At 64.7% G+C, this 19137-nt stretch carries 19 protein-coding genes and 1 riboswitch; of the genes, 12 read left to right on the forward strand and 7 right to left on the reverse strand.

Annotation, left to right across the window (positions count from 1 at the left end; genetic code table 11):
- Positions 1 to 11 precede the first annotated feature (11 nt).
- Positions 12 to 1418 (reverse strand): IS1380 family transposase, encoded by a 1407-nt coding sequence (locus FOE78_RS04690; protein ID WP_168207289.1) that lies wholly within the window; start codon positions 1416 to 1418, stop codon positions 12 to 14.
- A 231-nt stretch (positions 1419 to 1649) separates the two neighbouring features.
- On the opposite strand from FOE78_RS04690, the gene FOE78_RS04695 reads away from it, so the two are divergent.
- From FOE78_RS04695 to FOE78_RS04705, 3 genes are all read left to right on the forward strand, one after another.
- Positions 1650 to 2891 carry an IS256 family transposase gene (locus FOE78_RS04695; RefSeq protein WP_168207653.1) on the forward strand — a complete coding sequence of 414 codons (1242 nt, stop codon included), beginning with the start codon at positions 1650 to 1652 and terminating at the stop codon, positions 2889 to 2891.
- 472 nt (positions 2892 to 3363) lie between these two features.
- Positions 3364 to 5058 carry an IS21 family transposase gene (istA, locus tag FOE78_RS04700; protein WP_210414811.1) on the forward strand — a complete coding sequence of 565 codons (1695 nt, stop codon included), beginning with the start codon at positions 3364 to 3366 and terminating at the stop codon, positions 5056 to 5058.
- Complete coding sequence (locus FOE78_RS04705) at positions 5055 to 5882, forward strand: ATP-binding protein (protein WP_143984739.1); 828 nt, start codon at positions 5055 to 5057, stop codon at positions 5880 to 5882. Before istA (FOE78_RS04700) ends, FOE78_RS04705 begins: the two co-directional genes overlap by 4 nt.
- A gap of 269 nt (positions 5883 to 6151) precedes the next feature.
- On the opposite strand, the gene FOE78_RS04710 is transcribed toward FOE78_RS04705, so the two are convergent.
- Complete coding sequence (locus tag FOE78_RS04710) at positions 6152 to 7540, reverse strand: IS1380 family transposase (protein WP_143985282.1); 1389 nt, start codon at positions 7538 to 7540, stop codon at positions 6152 to 6154.
- A 313-nt stretch (positions 7541 to 7853) separates the two neighbouring features.
- Here FOE78_RS04710 and istA (FOE78_RS04715) point away from each other — a divergent pair, with 313 nt between their 5' ends.
- Genes istA (FOE78_RS04715) through istB form a run of 3 tightly spaced genes read left to right on the forward strand, consistent with a single transcriptional unit; the run spans position 7854 to position 10515 of the window.
- A complete protein-coding gene (istA, locus tag FOE78_RS04715) occupies positions 7854 to 9272 on the forward strand; it encodes an IS21 family transposase (RefSeq protein WP_210414671.1) in 1419 nt (472 codons plus the stop codon).
- Positions 9273 to 9274: 2 nt separating this feature from the next.
- Entirely contained in the window at positions 9275 to 9748 is a 474-nt protein-coding gene (locus FOE78_RS04720; protein ID WP_143984780.1) for a hypothetical protein, read from the forward strand.
- Positions 9745 to 10515, forward strand: a complete 771-nt coding sequence (gene istB / locus FOE78_RS04725; RefSeq protein WP_143984779.1) for an IS21-like element helper ATPase IstB — start codon at positions 9745 to 9747, stop codon at positions 10513 to 10515. The genes FOE78_RS04720 and istB overlap by 4 nt, the downstream gene beginning before the upstream one ends.
- 131 nt (positions 10516 to 10646) lie before the next feature.
- Here istB and FOE78_RS04730 read toward each other — a convergent pair whose 3' ends face one another.
- A complete protein-coding gene (locus FOE78_RS04730) occupies positions 10647 to 11888 on the reverse strand; it encodes an IS256 family transposase (RefSeq protein ID WP_168207653.1) in 1242 nt (413 codons plus the stop codon).
- 118 nt (positions 11889 to 12006) lie between these two features.
- Here FOE78_RS04730 and FOE78_RS04735 point away from each other — a divergent pair, with 118 nt between their 5' ends.
- The 3 genes from FOE78_RS04735 to FOE78_RS04745 all read left to right on the forward strand — a co-directional run bounded on the left by FOE78_RS04735 (position 12007) and on the right by FOE78_RS04745 (position 14420).
- On the forward strand, positions 12007 to 12747 hold the full coding sequence (locus FOE78_RS04735; protein ID WP_143985283.1) for an aminoglycoside phosphotransferase family protein: 741 nt from the start codon (positions 12007 to 12009) through the stop codon (positions 12745 to 12747).
- Between the two features lie 159 nt (positions 12748 to 12906).
- Positions 12907 to 13737, forward strand: coding sequence for a nucleotidyltransferase domain-containing protein (locus FOE78_RS04740; protein WP_168207381.1), 831 nt, complete (start codon positions 12907 to 12909; stop codon positions 13735 to 13737).
- A gap of 101 nt (positions 13738 to 13838) precedes the next feature.
- Positions 13839 to 14420 (forward strand): phosphotransferase-like protein, encoded by a 582-nt coding sequence (locus tag FOE78_RS04745; RefSeq protein ID WP_143985285.1) that lies wholly within the window; start codon positions 13839 to 13841, stop codon positions 14418 to 14420.
- Between the two features lie 76 nt (positions 14421 to 14496).
- Here FOE78_RS04745 and FOE78_RS04750 read toward each other — a convergent pair whose 3' ends face one another.
- Together FOE78_RS04750 and FOE78_RS04755 are read right to left on the reverse strand one after the other, a co-directional pair.
- Positions 14497 to 14883 (reverse strand): P-loop NTPase family protein, encoded by a 387-nt coding sequence (locus FOE78_RS04750; RefSeq protein WP_143985286.1) that lies wholly within the window; start codon positions 14881 to 14883, stop codon positions 14497 to 14499.
- A 352-nt stretch (positions 14884 to 15235) separates the two neighbouring features.
- On the reverse strand, positions 15236 to 15562 hold the full coding sequence (locus tag FOE78_RS04755) for a hypothetical protein (protein WP_143985287.1): 327 nt from the start codon (positions 15560 to 15562) through the stop codon (positions 15236 to 15238).
- Positions 15563 to 15751: 189 nt separating this feature from the next.
- On the opposite strand from FOE78_RS04755, the gene FOE78_RS04760 reads away from it, so the two are divergent.
- From FOE78_RS04760 to FOE78_RS04770, 3 genes are all read left to right on the forward strand, one after another.
- Entirely contained in the window at positions 15752 to 16288 is a 537-nt protein-coding gene (locus FOE78_RS04760) for a hypothetical protein (protein ID WP_143985288.1), read from the forward strand.
- A 167-nt stretch (positions 16289 to 16455) separates the two neighbouring features.
- A riboswitch (ZMP/ZTP riboswitch) is annotated at positions 16456 to 16535 on the forward strand.
- A gap of 19 nt (positions 16536 to 16554) precedes the next feature.
- Positions 16555 to 17175: a GNAT family N-acetyltransferase gene (locus tag FOE78_RS04765; RefSeq protein ID WP_143985289.1), complete on the forward strand. Its 621-nt coding sequence runs from the start codon at positions 16555 to 16557 to the stop codon at positions 17173 to 17175.
- 46 nt (positions 17176 to 17221) lie between these two features.
- Positions 17222 to 17740 carry a GNAT family N-acetyltransferase gene (locus FOE78_RS04770; protein WP_143985290.1) on the forward strand — a complete coding sequence of 173 codons (519 nt, stop codon included), beginning with the start codon at positions 17222 to 17224 and terminating at the stop codon, positions 17738 to 17740.
- Positions 17741 to 17911: 171 nt separating this feature from the next.
- Here FOE78_RS04770 and FOE78_RS04775 read toward each other — a convergent pair whose 3' ends face one another.
- The gene (locus tag FOE78_RS04775; protein ID WP_143985291.1) at positions 17912 to 18244 is read right to left on the reverse strand and encodes a MazG nucleotide pyrophosphohydrolase domain-containing protein; all 333 of its coding nucleotides are present in this window, start codon (positions 18242 to 18244) and stop codon (positions 17912 to 17914) included.
- A 177-nt stretch (positions 18245 to 18421) separates the two neighbouring features.
- Positions 18422 to 19042 (reverse strand): cysteine hydrolase family protein, encoded by a 621-nt coding sequence (locus FOE78_RS04780; RefSeq protein ID WP_168207382.1) that lies wholly within the window; start codon positions 19040 to 19042, stop codon positions 18422 to 18424.
- Between the last annotated feature and the right edge of the window lie 95 nt (positions 19043 to 19137).

A 19137-nucleotide genomic window follows, 5' to 3' on the forward strand; every position in this document is an offset into this window, starting at 1 on the left:
GGGTCGATGGGCTATGTGGCTGCCGGTGGCCCGATGCTGTTGGTGAACACGTGGTGCCACAATCGGAGCCACTGATCGGCCCAGGGCCAGTGAGCGGGTAGGTGCAGGAACTTTCGGCGGGCCGGCCGCGCGATCCGGGCGGGCACCATGATCAGGTGCCGGCGCAGGGTGGCTCCCCGAGCCACGGCATGCCGGCCGCCGACCAGGCTGCCGGCGGCGCGGAGCAGGTTGTGACAGATCCCGGCGCAGATCGCCCAGGCTGTGTTGGCGGCGAATCGGCCCGACGGCAGGTGAGCCAACGGGCCGTCGATCAGATCCGAGTGCACGGTTTCGATGATCGCGTGTTGGCGATGGGTCACATCGGCTCGGGTGACGGATTCGAGACTGTTGGTCAGGAACGGGTGGTAGCGCCACACCGGGAACAACTCGTCGAGCCTGGCGACATCCCGCACTCGGCGGACGACCAGCCGGGCGGTGATCGGCCGGGCAGTGCTGGCGAAGGCGGTGAACGCCTCGACCTCGGCGACCTGGGCGTCGGAGATCAACACGCCGGTGTCGGGGTCGACGACGGCACCGGGATAGTGCACGGCAGTCCAGGCATCCTCCGCGATCGAGGCAATCGCTTGGTCGAGCGCGGCGTTGCGGGTCAACACCAGTGAGAACCGCACGCCGTGGTCCAGGCAGGCTCCAGCGACCAGGTGGTTGCCGTAAGCCGAATCGCCCCGCACCAAAATCTCGCCGGTCGCGCCGGCCTGTCGGGCGGTGCCGATGGCCTCGGTCACCATCGATGCCGCACCACGCCCGGATCCGGCCTTCCCGGCCCTCAGCCGGATCCCCGCCACTACCGGGGCACCGTCGGTAGTGCTGATCGTGGTCACCAGCGGCGACAGGCCCTTGCGGAGCACCTGTTTGCCGGCGATCTTGGCGTGCCCGAAACTCGCACCCTCCTTGGCATGCCCGTAGACCGGACGGAGCAGCGAGTCGATATCGATCAACGCCCGCTGCTCGATCCCCGGCAACAAGTCGCTGCAGCCGACGAGGTTGACCAGGTGGGCTCGGGCCACCGACGCCAGCTGGCTGGTGTGTCCATGGCTGAGGTTGCGCAGGAACTGACCCAAGGTCGCGGGCGCGTACACCTGCTTGAACAGTCGCGCCGTTCCACCAGCCCGGATCACGTCCAGATCATCGATACAGTCCGCACCTGCGGCCATCCCGGCGATGATCGAGGTGACCTTCCCCGCCGGGTTGACCCCAGACGAGGCCACCCATGCCGAATCGACCCGAACCCGGTCGGCCAGCAACTCCGACAAGCCGGCCCGCTCGGCCAGACCCATCACCGGAGCCAGCCCGGCACACGACACCAGGTGCTCCTCATCGAACATCGGAACAGCCCGCGTCCACCCATGAGGTAGTTTCACTATCAGTGCCTTCTTGGTTCGGTCGGATCAGTGCGTTAGCAACACAGATTCTCCCTTGCCAGGAAGGCCTCTCACGTCCTCACACGCTGGACAGCCCCACCCAACCGACTACTCGTCCACGGATCGAGGCTAAGGGGGGACTGTAATTTTAACGGTGTAACTCCTGAGACGAAGGAGACACCTGTGACTGACGTGACGAGTAGGGATGTGGCTGCTGCTGACGGGCAGGAGCTGTCGGCCAGCGATCAGCAGCTGGTGCGCGAGCTGACCGATCGGGCCCGGGCCAACGGGTTGCAGCTGACCGGTCAGGGCGGCTTGCTGGGCCGGCTGACGAAGATGATCGTCGAGGGCGCCCTGGAGGGTGAGATGGATGATCACCTGGGGTATGCCAAGCATGATCCGGTCGGCCGGGACGGCGGTAACTCCCGCAACGGCTACCGGGCCAAGACGCTGTTGACCGAAGCCGGGCCGGTTGATGTTTCGGTGCCGCGGGACCGGGACGGCAGTTTCGAGCCGACGATCGTGGCGAAGCGGCAGCGGCGACTGTCTGGGGTGGAGGACCTAGTGATCTCGCTGTCGGCGAAGGGACTCACGACCGGGGAGATTTCGGCGCACCTCGCCGAGGTGTATGGGGCGGAGGTGTCGAAACAGACGATCTCGACGATCACCGACCGGGTGATGGAGGGGCTGGCCGCCTGGCAGTCTCGTCCGTTGGACCCGGTGTATGCGGTGCTGTTCATCGACGCGATCCAGGTCAAGATCCGGGAGGGTGAGGTCTGCAACCGGCCGATCTACCTGGCCCTGGGTGTCACCGCCGACGGTGAGCGTGACGTGCTCGGCCTGTGGGCCGGTGAGCACGGCGACGGGGAAGGTGCCAAGTACTGGCTGCGAGTGCTGACCGAGATCAAGAATCGTGGCACCAACGATGTGTGCATGCTGGTCTGCGACGGGCTGACCGGACTCCCTGACGCGGTGTCGGCGGTGTGGGACAAGACGATCGTGCAGACCTGCATCGTGCATCTGCTGCGGAACTCGTTCAAATACGCCTCGAAGAAGGACTGGGGGTCGGTCGCCAAGGACCTGAAACCGGTGTATACCGCCGCCTCCGAGGCCGAAGCGCTGGACCGGTTCGCCGACTTCAGCTCCAAGTGGGAGAAGCGTTACCCGGCGATCATCCGGCTGTGGACCAACGCTTGGGCAGAGTTCGTCCCATTCCTGCAGTTCGACCGCGAAATCCGCACCGTGATCTGCACGACGAATGCGATCGAGTCGATCAACGCCCGACTCCGGCGAGCGGTCAATGCCCGCGGTCATTTCCCCACCGAGCAGGCAGCGCTGAAGTGCCTGTACCTGGCGATCATGAGTCTCGATCCGACCGGCCGAGGACGCAAACGCTGGACCAACCGATGGAAGGCAGCACTCAACGCCTTCGACATCACCTTCGACGGACGCCTATCCGCCGGACGCAACTAACAAGATCAAAAATCAGTTACACCGAAAACTTGACAGACCCGCTAAGGGATCCCTTCAGGTCAGCCGGCTGGCGATGTTGATCATGGAACCTCTTGCGAGAACAACTCGGTTGATGTGTTCAGAGCAGTGGTGAGACTGTCGACCTGCTGCTGTTGACTGTCGCGACAACGAGAGGTGATCGGCGTGGTTGTCATTCCTGAGCGGCTACGTCTGAAGGCTTCTCAGACTGCGGACCGTCGTGAGTGGTTAGCCACCTTGCCCGGAGTATGTCGTCGTCTGAGTGCCGAGTGGTCGGTGGAGCTAGGTTGTCGGTTGCCAGCGGGAAGGGACCGCTTCGGAGCCGGTTTTGCCATGAGGATGGGACCACTGGTTTGCCAGTGATGGGACCACCTGGCTGACGGTTTTGCCAGTGATGGGACCACCGTTGGCGCGCCTGCCGGGGTCTCGGTTGTTCGGCCGATCTATTGGCCCTATGAGCTTCCGGGAGGTTTCGGTGGTCGAGATCCGAGAGATCTTGCGATTGTGGCTGGCGGGTACCGGTCTGCGGGAGGTGGCCCGGTTGTCGGGCACCGATCGGAAGACGGTCCGCCGGTATGTGGAGATGGCGCAGTCCCACGGCCTGGACCGTGACGGGGACGCGTCCCAGCTGACCAGTGAGTTGATCACCGCGGTGGTCGGTGGAGTTCGTAGCAAGCGTCCCAACGGCAAGGGTGAGGCGTGGGAGACGATCGCTGTTCATCATGATCAACTCAAGGCCTGGTTGGATCAGGGCCTGACGTTGACCAAGATCAACATCTTGTTGGGTCGTCGGGGTGTGGTGGTGTCGTATCGGACCCTGAATCGGTATGCGACCAGTGAGTTGGACTTCGGTCGTCGGCGGGCCACGGTTCGAGTCGCTGATTGTGAGCCGGGTGCAGAGTTGCAGGTCGACTTCGGACGACTCGGGATGATCGAAGTTGATCATGGTTCCGGTCAGGTTCGTCGTCGGGTGACGAAGGGGTTGATCTTCACCGCGGTCTATTCGCGGCACATGTTCGTCTATCCGACCTTCGGTGAAACATTGCAGGAGGTGATTGCCGGGTTCGAGGCGGCGTGGGAGTTCTTCGACGGCGTGTTCGCGGTGGTGATTCCGGACAACATGAAGGCCATCGTCGACCGCGCGGACGCGACCGATCCGCGGTTGAACGAATCGTTCCGGGAGTATGCCGAGTCCCGCGGGTTCGTGATCGACCCGGCCCGGGTCCGCAGCCCGCAGGACAAACCGAGGGTCGAGCGGTGCGTGCAGTATGCGCGCTCGAACTTCTTCGCCGGCGAGTCCTTCAACGGCCTGGACGATTGCCGGGCTCGGGCCGAGCGGTGGTGTGCTGAGACCGCCGGGATGCGGGTCCATGGCACGACCCGGCTCCGTCCGGCCGAGGTGTTCACCGCCGACGAGCAGCCGAAGCTGCTGGCCCGCCCTGTGACGCCGTTCGACGTGCCGTCCCGGACCCGGCCGAAGGTGGCCCCGGACCGGCACGTCCAGGTCGCCAAGGCCCTCTATAGCGTCCCGGGTGATCTGATCGGGCAACGGATCACCGCCCGCGCCGATGCGGCGACGGTGAAGCTGTATTGGCGGGCCGAGTTGATCAAGGTCCACCCGAGGGTGGGACCTGGTCGTCGGCAGACCGATCCGGCTGATCTGCCGGCGCATCAGTCGGTCTATGCGATGCGTGATATCGACGCCCTGCAACGCAAAGCCGCGATCCACGGCGACCACATCGGTGTCTATGCCGCGCAGGTGTTGGAGCATCCGTTGCCGTGGACCAAGATGCGGCAGGTCTACCGGCTCCTCGGCCTGGTCAAACGCCACGGCCCAGAAGCGGTCGATGACGCCTGCCGGCGGGCGTTGGAAGCCGAAGTCATCGACATCGGCCTGATCGACCGCATGCTCACCCGCGCCACCACCCAAGCCATCCAGGCCCAGCCCGCGCTGCTGCCAGCAACAGCGGACTCGGCGACACCGGGTCCAGCGAGATCGGTGTCAGCGCCGTCCCGGTTCGTCCGAGACACCGGCGACTTCGCCATCCGGCGATCAACGTCAACATCAAGATCAACGTCGAGACCAACACTTTCAAGATCAACAGCAGGTTCCGACTCGTCGTCGGAGACGGTCCGGAGGTTGCCATGAGCACGAGCCAGCGCGCGAGTCGTCGACCGGATGCCGAGCCTGCGGTCAAGCCGATCGAGGTCACCCCGGAGTTGAAGTCGTTGATGCGTCGGTTGAAACTCGGTCAACTCCTCGACACCCTGCCCGACCGGCTCGCGTTGGCACGGTCGAACCGGATGCCGCACCACGACTTCCTGGAAATGATCTTCTCCGACGAAGTCACCCGCCGCGACCGCCAATCCGCCCAACGCCGCGCCAAAGCAGCCCACCTCGACCCGCAGATGCAGCTCCAGGCCTGGGACGACACCACGCCGGCCAGCTTCGATCAGGACCTATGGCAGGAACTCACCTCACTGAGGTTCCTGGCCGATGCCTACAACGTTCTGATCATGGGACCCGTCGGCGTCGGGAAGACGTTCCTGGCCAACGCACTCGGCCACATCGCCGTCAGACGTCACCACAGCGTGCACGCCGAACGCGCCGACAAACTGTTCAAACGACTCCGCGGCGCCCGGCTCGACGGCAGTTACGACGACGAGATGCGTAAACTCCACCGCGTCGACTTGTTGATCATGGACGACCTCGCCCTGCACCGCCTCGAAACCACCGAAACCAGCGACTTCTACGAACTCATCGTCGAACGACACCGCAAAGGCTCCATGATCATCACCAGCAACCGCGAGCCACCCGAAATCCTGACCATGATGGCCGACCCGCTGCTCGCCCAATCCGCGATGGACCGGTTCCAATCAGCCGCCTACGAACTCGTCGTCGAAGGCGAGTCCTACCGCCAACGACAACGGCCCCGACCCGGCAAACCAGCCGAGTCCGACCAGCAGGATTGACCAGAACCCCACCCATCAGCAATCATCGGTCCCACGGTCGACCACCGGGGACGAACCCGGTCCCATCCTCATGGCAAACCGGTGGTCCCTTCCTCCTGGCAGGCGACACTAGCCTCCCTCTTTCATGCGGTGGGTAGTTGATCATGGTGTCGGTGTGGTTGGTGCGGGGATGTGTTTGGAGTGGGTCGGGGCGCGATGATGTACCGCTTGGCGCTGCGGTGGCGGTTCTCCGGGGTCCTTGGGTTGGCCGGGTGGGGTGGGCCGAGTGGTTAGTCGAAGGCGGCGCGTATTCGGTGGAAGCCGTCGGCGATCTGGGCTGCCCAGCGCCAGGTCTTGTCGATGCGGAGTCGGGTTTGTCGGGCGGTGTGGGTGATCCGGGCGGCGACGTGGAGGACTCGGTAGCGGAACGTGGCGATCTCGCAACGGCCCAGAGAAGTGGAGTCGGCGAAGCCGATCAGTTGGGTCCAGCACACCAGGTCTGCGGCCATCAACACGACCTCCAGCCAGGCGACGTTTTCGTCCCAGCCGCGGCAGGGCAGGTTCCGTAGTCCGGCGGCCTTGGCCTGTCGGATCCGGTCCTCGACGCGGGCATGTTGACGGTGTCGCAGTTCCAGCCCGGCGACCTGGCCGGGCACAACCCCTGGGGCGGTGTCGGTGAGGAACCCGGTCACGCGTAACCCGTCGGCGTCGGCGAAGGTCAGTTGGGCGCCGGGATGGGGTCGTTCCTTCCGCAGGATCAACCGGGTCTGGTCGGGCCAGCCCGACAGGTCGACCGCGCCGGTAACCTCGGCCACCCAGGCACCATCGCGGAAGCTGCCGTCGGCCTCGATGGCCGGATGCCAACACTGCTCGGGAATCACATCGACGATCTGTTGGACACCGAAGTGGATCCCATAGCCCAAAGAGAATCCGACGCCCCGGTCCCGGCAAGCCTGCGCGAAGTCGTGGGTCGAACCGGCCGCATCGGCCCGGGCCAACAGTCGTGGCGAGCCGGGATCTGTGGGCCGCGGCCGGACCCGCTCGGGCAGGCTGGCCAACGCCATGTCCAGCACCACCGCATGATCAGCAGCGGTGTTGGAGCCGGCATTGCCCGGCCGTAACAGCCCGGCCAGAGCTTCTCCGCCCGCGATCTCGGGCCGGTCCAGGAACGCCAACAACGGATGGAACCCGAAGGTCTTCTTCCAGGTCGGCTCGGCTGATTCCTTCTCACTGTGCGCGATCAGCAGCGAGGCATCGAAGTCGATCACCAACTCCTGGTCCAAGTCGGGGCCGCCACCGGCAGCCCAGGCCCGGTCCCGCGCCATCGCCCGAGCCTGACGCACCGCCTCGACATGGTCGGCATCGACCCGGTCCAGCACCCGCCAAGCGGTCGGCATCGAGGCCACCGGCCCGAACAAGTCTTCCCGATCGGCCAGCGTGCCGATCCCCGACACAGCAGTTGCCCCGTCAGCGACTGCGGCTGCCAGGTCGGCCAGCACCCGCCCCGGGGCATGGGTCCACGGTCCCCGATAGGTATCGGCCAACGCGGTGTTCAACGCCGCCACCAGGCCGGTATCGACGGCCAACTCCCGCACCATCTCCAACCCGGCATGAGACACCACACCGGTGCCGTCAGCGCTGACCCTGGGCCGTCTGCCGCGACGCTTGTTACCCTTCACCCTGGAAGTGCCTTCCTACTTGGGATCCTGGACTCTTCGACAAGCCCATTTTCCCTTACAGGACAGGCACTTCCGCCCTTCTCAACCCAGGTGTCGCAACCACCGCATGAAACACCGAGGCTAGGTACCGCATTTGACGACTGCCATGTCTCGCTCGTGGTGTCTGCTGTCCGCGTACGACCTCACATGTCGTTCTCCGTACGACCTGACGTGTAGGTCGGTCTCGGCGAGTTGAGTCCCTGCTCGCCTTGAGTTGGGTCACCCTTCGGTTCGTCAACTGCCAAGTAGACGAGTCCGAAGGGTGACTTGCTCCATGATCCTGGATACGGAGTCCTGGATGAATGTCCGTCGTTTCCGCGCCTTGCATGTTGCCGGCGCGAGCTTTGCCGAGATCGCCCGTGAGTGCGGGGTGGATTGGCGCACGGTGAAGAGGTATCTGATCGAGGACGCTGCCTCGGTCCCACCGACACCACCGCCCCGGGCCGGGACGCAGCCGAGGGTGATCGCCCCGTTCATCGGGGTGGTCGAGGCCTGGCTGCGTGCCGATGTCGGGTTGAAGGGCACGGTGATCCATGAGCGGCTGGTGGCCGAGCACGGGTTCACCGGGTCGTATCAGCGGGTGAAGATGTTCCTGGCCGAGGCCCGGCCCCGGATCGCCGCCGAGCTGGCCCAGACCGATGAGAACCCGTTGATCGGGTTCCATCGCCGGTTCGAGGTCGTGCCGGGTGCGCAGGCCCAGGTCGATTGGGGCGATGAGGGTGATCTGCTGGCCCATGTCGGGATCGGCCATGTGTATTCGTTCCACATGACCTTGTCCCATTCCCGGGACCCGTTCTGCTGTTTCACCACCAGCATGGATTTGGCCACGTTCTTCGACTGCCATCGGCGCGCGTTCGCCCATTTCGGCGGGGTGCCGGGTGCGATCGTCTATGACCGGACCAAGACCGTGGTCAAACGCCATGTCGCGCCCGGGCTGGCGGTGCCGGTGCACCCGGAAGCGGCCGCGTTCGCCGATCATTACGGGTTCGTCATCGACGTTCTGGCCGCCTACCGACCCACCGGTAAGGGCCGGGTCGAACGCCAGGTCAACATCGTGCGTGAACACGTGGTCGCCGGCCGCTGGTTCGACTCGATCCAGGAGTTGGACGGCGCCTTCGATGCCTGGCTACCGATCCGACGTGGGCAGGTCCACCGCACCCACGGTCAGGTCATCGCCGTTCGCGCGATCGGCGATCGGGCCGCCCTGTTGCCGTTGCCGGACCGGCCATATCTGGTTTGCGATCGGTATCTGCGTCGAGTCGGTAAGGACGCCCTGGTCTCCTTTGAGGCCAGCTTCTACTCCGTGCCCGCCAGCCGGGTCCGGCCCGGTGGGCAGGTCGAGGTGGCCGTGAACGCCGACACCGTGACCATCAGCGCGCTCGCCGTTGATGGTGGCGGCTGGCTGGCGACCCACCAACGGGCCCGCCGACGGGGCTCGTGGATCGTCGATGAGACCCATTGGGCCGGGCTGCCCGACGGTCACACCCGGGCCATCTGTCTCGACCCTCCACCGGCACCACGCTCCAGAACCGGTCCGGCCGAGCCAAGTCCGTTGACCGCGCTGCTGGCCAGCCATCACGCCGCCGGCCAGCCGGTCGCTGTCCGGCCGCTGTCGGACTACCAGACCGCCGCCCAGACCAACCCCGCCGCCCAGACGAACCCCGCCGCCGGATCCCACACCGCCAGGAGCTGACCATGATCAACAACAGGAACAAGATCAACAACGACGAGAGCATGATCAACAACGACATGATCAACAGCACGAACAGCAGCAGCGGTAAGGTTTGCGGCCCACCCAACTCCGTGTCGTCGATCCAGGGTCTGCCCGGACACAGCCTGGACCCGAGCCCGACACCAGCAGCTGCCGGGGTGGAGCTGAGCCAGTACACCGCCGCCACGTTGGCCGAGCTGCTCGGCCTGTGTGAGGAATTCCTCCGCACCGCCGGCCCGGCCGTCCATGCCGAACTTCGCCGATACCTCACCGGCCAGACCCCACCGGCCGACCCGGGCTGGCTGATCGACATGCTCGGCTTCCACCAACTCCACCTGCACCAGCGGATCAAGGCCACAACCCCCAGCCCACGCGACAACTGGCACACCGACCCCGACCACGACCGGATCATCCCGGTCACCGCTGCCCAGGCCCGCACCGGGGTGGTGGCCCGGTGAACAGCCTGACCAGCGACCGGATCCGTGACCACGCCACCAAACTCGGACTGACCCACCTGACCGAATCGATCGGCCCACTGGTCGACCGCGCCGAGCAAGCCCAACTGGGCTACCTCGACTTCATCGACCTGCTCCTGGGAGAAGAAGTCGGCCTGCGCGAGGGCCGCAGGTTCCGCAACGCCCTACGCCTGTCCGGCCTGCCCCACCACAAAACCCTCGACGACTTCGACTTCGCCTTCCAACCCGACCTCGACGTCCGCAAGGTCCGCGACCTGGCCACCCTGGAGTTCGCCCGCACCAAATCCAATGTGGTCCTCCTCGGCCCACCCGGCGTCGGGAAAACCATGATCGCCGTCGCCCTCGCGGTCGCCGCCTGCCAAGCCGGGTTCTCCATCTACTTCACCACCCTGGACGACCTGGTCCGCAAACTCCGCGCCGCCGACACCACCGGCCGGTTCAACCGCCAACTCGCCACCTACCTCCGACCCGCGGTCCTGATCGTCGACGAAGTCGGCTACCTCCCCCTGGACCGGGCCGAAGCCAACATGGTCTTCCAACTCGTCTCCCGCCGCTACGAACGCGGCTCCATGATCATCACCTCGAACAAGGCCTTCACCGAATGGGGCAGCGTCCTGGGCGACGACGTCCTAGCCACCGCCATCCTCGACCGACTCCTACACCACTGCGACGTCATCAACATCAACGGACCCTCCTACCGACTCAAAGACCGCTTCAACCTCACCACCGGAGGAGAAACCATGCCATGATCACCATGCCGAGACCGACACGTCAGGTCGTACCCCATGCAACATGTGAGGTAGTACGCCGACATCTGCCGAGCGCGGTTCGACCGCGGCGGGGTCTGTCAAGTTTTCGGTGTAACTGATTTTTGATCTTGTTAGTTGCGTCCGGCGGATAGGCGTCCGTCGAAGGTGATGTCGAAGGCGTTGAGTGCTGCCTTCCATCGGTTGGTCCAGCGTTTGCGTCCTCGGCCGGTCGGATCGAGACTCATGATCGCCAGGTACAGGCACTTCAGCGCTGCCTGCTCGGTGGGGAAATGACCGCGGGCATTGACCGCTCGCCGGAGTCGGGCGTTGATCGACTCGATCGCATTCGTCGTGCAGATCACGGTGCGGATTTCGCGGTCGAACTGCAGGAATGGGACGAACTCTGCCCAAGCGTTGGTCCACAGCCGGATGATCGCCGGGTAACGCTTCTCCCACTTGGAGCTGAAGTCGGCGAACCGGTCCAGCGCTTCGGCCTCGGAGGCGGCGGTATACACCGGTTTCAGGTCCTTGGCGACCGACCCCCAGTCCTTCTTCGAGGCGTATTTGAACGAGTTCCGCAGCAGATGCACGATGCAGGTCTGCACGATCGTCTTGTCCCACACCGCCGACACCGCGTCAGGGAGTCCGGTCAGCCCGTCGCAGACCAGCATGCACACATCGTTGGTGCCACGATTCTTGATCTCGGTCAGCACTCGCAGCCAGTACTTGGCACCTTCCCCGTCGCCGTGCTCACCGGCCCACAGGCCGAGCACGTCACGCTCACCGTCGGCGGTGACACCCAGGGCCAGGTAGATCGGCCGGTTGCAGACCTCACCCTCCCGGATCTTGACCTGGATCGCGTCGATGAACAGCACCGCATACACCGGGTCCAACGGACGAGACTGCCAGGCGGCCAGCCCCTCCATCACCCGGTCGGTGATCGTCGAGATCGTCTGTTTCGACACCTCCGCCCCATACACCTCGGCGAGGTGCGCCGAAATCTCCCCGGTCGTGAGTCCCTTCGCCGACAGCGAGATCACTAGGTCCTCCACCCCAGACAGTCGCCGCTGCCGCTTCGCCACGATCGTCGGCTCGAAACTGCCGTCCCGGTCCCGCGGCACCGAAACATCAACCGGCCCGGCTTCGGTCAACAGCGTCTTGGCCCGGTAGCCGTTGCGGGAGTTACCGCCGTCCCGGCCGACCGGATCATGCTTGGCATACCCCAGGTGATCATCCATCTCACCCTCCAGGGCGCCCTCGACGATCATCTTCGTCAGCCGGCCCAGCAAGCCGCCCTGACCGGTCAGCTGCAACCCGTTGGCCCGGGCCCGATCGGTCAGCTCGCGCACCAGCTGCTGATCGCTGGCCGACAGCTCCTGCCCGTCAGCAGCAGCCACATCCCTACTCGTCACGTCAGTCACAGGTGTCTCCTTCGTCTCAGGAGTTACACCGTTAAAATTACAGTCCCCCGCGGCGGTGTTGAAGGTGCCGATGCCCGCAGAGATCGAGCTCGGAACTCTGGCTGCAACCGCTCGGGCTGGGGAGGCAGAGGCTCTGCGGCTCTGGGCAGGACATGGTGCGGTTCGGTTGCTGGAACACGATGCCGCCACCGGGGCGATGTTGACCGAGCGATGTGTCCCCGGTAGTTCGCTGGAGGACATTCTCGATGGAGCCGAGACCGACCGGGTGGCAATCGCGCTGTTGACGCAACTCCACGACCCTCAAGGCGCGGAAGGATTCGTGCGGCTCGCCGATCGTGCTACCGCGCTGGCTAAGGACATCGTGGTGCGGCACGAGCGATGCGGGGCACCGTTTGATCAGTGGCTGGTGGACCTGTCGGTTGACTTGCTGACCGACCTGGCGAGTTCGGAGTCGGCGCCAGTGATCTTGCACGGCGATTTTCATCACCACAACATCCTGGCTGCCCAGCGCGCGCCGTGGTTGGCGATCGATCCGCTGCCAATGGTGGGGGATCCTGCCTACGATGCGGTGCAGTATCTGTTGTTCCGCAAGGGTGATCTCGCCGACCCGGAGAAGGAGTGGGGACCGGTCATCCACCAGTTCTGCTCCGGTCTGGGAGTTGATCCCGAGCGAGTCATGGCCTGGCTGTTCGTCAGACTCGTTTCCGACGCGGTAGCTGCGCATGTTGAGGAGGGTGAGCCGGTGGCCTTGCTCGAACATGACCAGGCCGACCTCTGGTCAGCTCGCCTCATTCATCGGCTTCGCGCTTGATCAATCGCGACCACGCCGAGTGATTTCTCGGTGCAGGGTTGCCGCGAACTGCCCGGTTGCCGATCCTCCACCGGGCTGGTGACGGAATCAGGTCGCGTAGACACACCGGTTGTGATGCGATATCGGTCCGTGACGTCGAACCTTGATCACCATAGGCCTGTGTCAGTACCTGAGGGTCTCGATGACGGATTGGACGAGCGCGGCCGGATCCGCCGCGAAGGAGACCTCAGCCGCATCGACGCAGTCTTCGCTCCGCTGATAGCCGAGGCGGCGTCGGCCCTCCGCCGACTCCTCGGCCAACGCCTGCACAGCATCTACCTGTACGGCAGCGTTCCTCGCGGCACCGCTGTCGCCGGTCGGTCAGACCTCGACCTCGAGGTAATCCTGCACAACGAGCCGACCGAGACAGAACGCGCCGCCGTCGCCCGGCTCGCTGCCGAGCTCGACCAGGGCACCGGCGCGGTCAACGAGGTCGGCATCATCGTCGCGAGCCGTCCTCGGCTGCTCTCGGCCGCCGAGCGGTACGACAACGCATTCCAGATTTCGTGTCTGTGCACGCCACTCTGGGGACCGGACCTGGCCGACGAGCTTCCCGACCAATACCCGACCATCGAACTGGCTCAGCACATCACCAGCGGAACCCGGGCCGCCTTCACCCGGCTGGCTGCCGAACTGAACGCCCCAACGACATCACGGCCAGACTTCACCCGGCAACGCGTCGGCCGACGAATCGCCCGGCTGGCCTTCACCTGCGTCCTGTTCCGCTGGCCGGGCTGGACCAGCGACCCGGCGACCATGCAACGAGTCATCACCGCCTTCTACCCCGACCACACCGACGAATTGGCCACCAGCATCCAGCTCGGCTGGGGTCGGCTCGCGGGCCACCCGCCCAACACACCGGCCGATCATGACAAGGCCGTCGAACTGCTCAACAGTGCCGCACCGTGGTGGATGAACGAACACGGCAGAGTCACCGCCCGCACCGGGTGAGACCGCGCCACAAGTGGATCGCCAACCGGGCGACCGGCCCGCGCCGCTGCGAGCTGGGCCCGGCTCGTTGCGTGGCGTGTGGAGCTGGGAGACTCCGCAGCATGAGCGGGAGAGCGATCGTGTTGGTTGGCGTGTCCAGCGTGGGCAAGACTTCAGTGTCGGAACAGCTGCAGCTGCAGCTGAGCGAGCCGTTCCTCCACGTCGGACTGGATCACTTCCTGGCGATGTTTCCCCAACGCTGGAAGGGCCAAGAGTTCGGCCCGGGTCCTGGTATGTGGTACGACGACACGATTGATCCCGACGGAGCGGCACGGGGCCGGATCCGGTACGGGGACGCGGGTCGCCGAGTGCTGGCTGGCATGCGCGGCGCGGTCAACGCTCTCCTTGCCGCGGGAAACGACGTGATTCTTGACGAGATGCCCCTGGACGAGACGATCGTCCCCGGCTGGCGACGCGACTTGCGTGCATCAGCAAGCTTCTGGGTCCATCTCACCGCGCCGCTGGAAGTCTTGGAGCAGCGCGAACGCAGCCGTACTCGTGGCCAGCACATCGGCAACGCCCGCGGTCACTACGGGATTGCGCCTGACGACGGATGGGATCTCACCCTGCCCGTCGCAAAGCTGACGCCAGACGAGGCGGCCGCGCGGATCATTGACGCGGCCCCGTTCCTGCGCGCCGAGTAGGTGACTCGCGCACTGCAAGATCACGACTCCGGCTGTGCGGTCGCGGATCGTCCATCGGGCGGCATGCGGTGACCGACTAGCTCTGGCTGTCTGTTTCGGCTCCCCAACAGTCGACCGCGATCCTGGCGATTGAGGACCCAAGATCGTCAGTCGGACCGAGGACAGATTCACCCAGACCTTCCACAGGTTGAAAGCCGCGCCACCACTGCCGCAACTCTGCCTCCCCGAACTCGGTAGGCACCGGCTTCGTGGCGTGCCGACGCACCGTCTCCTCAAACGGCAGGTCCCAGATGTAGGACCGCGACACCCCGCCGTGATCTCCGACCAGCCGAACCAACGACTCGGTATATAGCGCCGCGTTCAAGATCCCTTCGATGATCACATCGAACCCACGATCCAGCAGCAGACGAGCCATCGCGTCGATCAGCGCGATCGCATGTCCGTCCCGATCATCGCCGTGCACAGAAGCTGACGCCGAATGACGTCCTGGCCGAGGATCGCAACCGATCCCTCCGTTGACACCGTAACGATCGAATCGCCCCAGCCACAGTCGACTTTCCGGAACCGCTGCTGCCTCGCAGGGTGATCAACCGAGTTGAGCCTGAACCGACAGTCACCGGAGCGTTTGTAGCCGTCACTGGTGAATTGTCCCAACAGCTGCCATCGACGTCGTCTCGGGCATGCACCACAACGACGTCACGGTCTGGCGGGGAGTGGCGGGCGCCGGATGGATCTCTTGCGGGGACGATGCCGAGCCGTGATCCTCAATCGGGAATGTCTTGCGGGCCGGTGCCGGCTGGGTTGAGAGCAGCGTGCTATCTGGTGCCATCGCCATCGCCATCAGTGAACTGCGTGAGCATGGCACCCAAGTGCCTTGCAGCATCGCGACTGACAATGAAACCCATCGAGGTTCCTGCTGCGTCGTCGAAGTCGACTCGCACCGGGTCAACTCCGAGTTCGCTGTCTATGTCGCTCTCGGTATGTACCCGGAAGTTGGTCGCCCTGAGTCGCCCCTCACCGCTGAGGTCGTCTCCCATCAGGAAGACGTTCTGGTTGCCGTCCCACTGCCACCGTTGACCAGCGTCAATACGTTGTTTGTGTTCCTCGCACGGGAGCGACTCGGCCGGGTCGCCGAAGGCCATCACAGTCGCTACGTAGGCGCCCTGGGCATCGCACCTGAGCACGGCGCACGGCGGCAGATTGCCACCCGGGATTGGTCCTTGAATTCTGAGCATGCGGTCAGTCTGTCTGTGCCAGACGGTTCTTGCTGAGAAACCCCGTGACCTGTCAGGGATCGATCACCGGCCGCAGTCGGTCGGTAGGGTCGCACGGTGAACAGCGGCGGCGAAGAGTTCGCGATCTTTGTCAATGGCTCCTACGGCGTCGGGAAGTCCTCCACGCTCGACCACATCGGCGACCTGTTCGCCAGTGCGGGACAACCCTTCAGCCTGATGGACGTTGACTGGTACCACCGGTCCTGGCCACCGGCCGACCCGGACAATGGCAACAAGATCATCGAGGCCCAGAACATGGCATTCGTCTGGTCCAACTACAAGACCGCTGGACCGCGACAACTGGTCATCAGCGGAGTCATCGCCACCTCCGGAGCACAGCTTCGCTACTCCGAGGCACTCGGGCTTGCCATTCGGTCTGTTCGGCTGGTCGCGAGCCCGGCAGTTACCGAACGCCGCCTCCGCGGACGCTACACAGCTGCCCAAGCCACCGCATTCGAATGGCACGCGACCCGTCACGAAGAACTGACCGCCCGCCTGGCCGAGGCCGACCTGGACGAGACCATCATCGACACCGACACCAAGCAGCCCCACGAAGTCGCCCACCTGGTGCTTGAGCACTTTGGATACCGCTAAGTGCGCACGACGACCTGCCCAGAACGGATCCGGTTCCGGGCGGGTCCGCCGGCCGAGCGAGGTAGCCGGTGATCACGCAGCCGGGTCCGCTGACCGGACATTCGGGGCGAACCTTATCCGGGCAGTCTGGACCAGATCGGATTGTGCCCAGTAGACCGTCCTGGCATCGTTGACGTCACGACCGGCGCAGATGGAATGAACCATCAGGGAGTCCCGTCGAGGTCCATCGAACGCCTGGGTGGATCTCCTCTCGACGGAGGCAACCCATGCCGACAGATCCAGCTACCAGCCCACTCCCTGTTGCCCCCTCGCCGGCTTCATCGGATGACGCTGCCGAGATCCTGCACCTGAGGGACCGACTCGTCGACTGGATGCAGGATCGAGGAATCAGCCAATGGCAGCACGGCGATGTCTCGGAGGAAATGGTTCGACGACAGGCCGAACGCGGTCAATGGTGGCTCATCCGATCCGACCCTGCAGGCCTGATCGCGGCTGTCCGGATTCTCAGCGCAGATCCGCAGATCTGGGGCGAGCCCGACCAAGCGGCGGTCTACGTGCACGGGCTCATGGTCAACCGCGGATACGCCGGTCACGGCCTCGGCCGCCAGCTGCTCGACTGGGCCGCCGAACACGGACGCCACCACGGCGCCGAGGTCCTCCGACTCGACTGCGTTGCCACCAACCCGGGACTGTGCGACTACTACCTGGAACAAGGGTTCACCCGTGTGGGAACCAAGGAACTGCCGCCGCAATGGAGATCTGCAGCCCTGTTCGAACGGTCAAATCTGATAGGTCGAACCAAGATCAGAATGGTCCTCGCAAGGGGATCCTGCAACGGGCATCGTGTTCAGAAGATCGTTATAGTCACCGGCATGACCCGGCACTGACCTGAGTCCGCTTCCACTGCTCAACTGTCAACCCGAGGCCACTCTCATGCCCAAAAGCACCCTTATCGGCAACCTTGCCAACCTCGCTCGCCTCGACCGGCAGAGCTCCAACCGCCAGATGAACTTCGAGCCACTCCATCGCAGACACCGCCAACAAGTCGCCGAGCTGTACCTCGCCTCTTGCCCTCCCAACGTCGGCGCGACAGACCTTGACGACGCACTCACCGAAATGGATGCGACCTACGCCGGGGACTTCGGAGAGCTGATTACCGATGCGTCACTAGTCGCCCTGCGGGGTGAACAAGCGGTCGGATCAATCCAGGTCGTCCGTCGATCGCCCTGGGACCCCGACCTCGACTGCCCATTCATCATCGAGCTGTTCGTCCGGCCGGACGCCCGTGGTCACGGCATCGCTCGAACACTCCTCACCCGTGCAGCGCTCGCCTGCCAACGGCTCGGCGAAATGCAGATCGCCCTTCGCACCAGCGATGAGGGCGGGACATCACAGGCGGCCTTCCACCTCTACGATCAAGCGGGCATGCTTCCGCGACCAACAGCCAAATAGTCACGGAAGTTCCGCCGCAACTCGGTACAACCCTGGACCGTAAGCGGTTCCCTGCGGACGCCACTGGCAGCCGCCCGATAGCGGCCGGCGACGGGCAGACCAACGGGCAACTTCACCGGCACCCCAGTTGAGCGCGGAATCGGCGTCGCACACAGGATCGCCTCGCGGGCTTCAGCTCCACCGGCGGCTTGCGTTGATCTGTTCCTTGGCGCGGATCGCTTCGCCGAGGTCAATGTCCAGGCGATTCGCAATGGTCGCCAGGACGATGAGAATGTCAGCCATCTCGTGGGCGGGATTCTCCTGGTGCTCAGTCGCAACATCCACCCCGACGCCGGATGTCTTGCGGACCGACCTGAAGAGTTCGCCCACCTCCTCACCAAGCAACAGACACTTCTGAAGAACGCTCTCGCCTGCAAACCCGCGATCCTGCTCAAGCTTCTTCACGTAGTCCTGGAACTGAGCGAATGTCGCGGATCCCGCCGGCCCTCCGTCATTGGTACTCACGCTGACTGACCCTACTGGCGGGTGTGCTCGACCAGGCCCGCAAGCATCCCCGGCAGCCGCCGGCGTACGGCGCCCGCACGCGGTCGCTGGCGGGCAGCGTGTCCGGCAGCGTCACCGGGCACCAGGCTGAGCGCGGAATCGCTGTGTCACAGACGATCGGTGACCGAGCCTGGGTTGCTACGGTCGCCAACTCTCCAGCAGCTCAGCGGCTGTTGTCAGTCGCTCAGGCTGGTTGTACTGCAGATAGTCGCGGATCGCCTTGTTGTCGGTTTCGTCACCCGTGTCCCTACCTGAGACCAGATCCGTCGGTACCAGGTAGTGATAGCCGCGTTCGTCAGCGCCCATGATCGCGTAGAGCACGCAGCAAACCAGCTCGACACCGCAGATGATGAGGCCGTCGATCTCACTGTCCTCAAGCTCGCGCACGAAGTCGGCGCTCTGCCAGCAGTCGAATCGATGCTTGACGACGGTGACCGAGCCGGCCACGGGCTCGAGGTACAACTCGGCACCCCACGTGCCGACCGCGCACAGTCCGCCAGGGGTCTCCCAGCGTCGCTGACGGTCCGACAGAGCGTCCCAGTCCAGCACTTGCTGGGTGTAGATGACGTGAGCGCCCATCCCGGCTGCCTCCCGGGCGAAGTCATTAGCACGCCGAGCTGCACGCTCGTTGTTGACGTTGGGTGGCGGCGAGGTCCCGTCGCCAGCATCCCGGCTGCAGAAGTCGTTCTGGAAGTCGACCAGCACAATCGCAACGCGGTTGAGCGGTAGAGAAAGCAGGTCGGCAGGTTTCGCAGTCATCGCACGCATCCTCCCGTGAGACGCGCCACGTGCGCAGCTCCTTTCTCTTCGGCGGGCCTCACCCAGGATGTTGGGCGGGATCGCTGACCGACTGG

Origin of the sequence: Microlunatus elymi, from assembly GCF_007362775.1 — a bacterium.
GTDB classification, from domain to species: Bacteria; Actinomycetota; Actinomycetes; order Propionibacteriales; family Propionibacteriaceae; genus Microlunatus; species Microlunatus elymi.

Bases quoted from the DNA above. Each gene is read 5' to 3' on its own strand.
- istA (WP_210414811.1), top strand. From the start codon at position 3,364: ATGAGCTTCCGGGAGGTTTCGGTGGTCGAGATCCGAGAGATCTTGCGA.
- FOE78_RS04705 (WP_143984739.1), top strand. From the start codon at position 5,055: ATGAGCACGAGCCAGCGCGCGAGTCGTCGACCGGATGCCGAGCCTGCG.
- istA (WP_210414671.1), top strand. From the start codon at position 7,854: ATGATCCTGGATACGGAGTCCTGGATGAATGTCCGTCGTTTCCGCGCC.
- FOE78_RS04720 (WP_143984780.1), top strand. From the start codon at position 9,275: ATGATCAACAACAGGAACAAGATCAACAACGACGAGAGCATGATCAAC.
- FOE78_RS04735 (WP_143985283.1), top strand. From the start codon at position 12,007: ATGCCCGCAGAGATCGAGCTCGGAACTCTGGCTGCAACCGCTCGGGCT.
- FOE78_RS04745 (WP_143985285.1), top strand. From the start codon at position 13,839: ATGAGCGGGAGAGCGATCGTGTTGGTTGGCGTGTCCAGCGTGGGCAAG.
- FOE78_RS04755 (WP_143985287.1), bottom strand. From the start codon at position 15,562: ATGGCCTTCGGCGACCCGGCCGAGTCGCTCCCGTGCGAGGAACACAAA.
- FOE78_RS04765 (WP_143985289.1), top strand. From the start codon at position 16,555: ATGCCGACAGATCCAGCTACCAGCCCACTCCCTGTTGCCCCCTCGCCG.
- FOE78_RS04770 (WP_143985290.1), top strand. From the start codon at position 17,222: ATGCCCAAAAGCACCCTTATCGGCAACCTTGCCAACCTCGCTCGCCTC.
- FOE78_RS04780 (WP_168207382.1), bottom strand. From the start codon at position 19,042: ATGACTGCGAAACCTGCCGACCTGCTTTCTCTACCGCTCAACCGCGTT.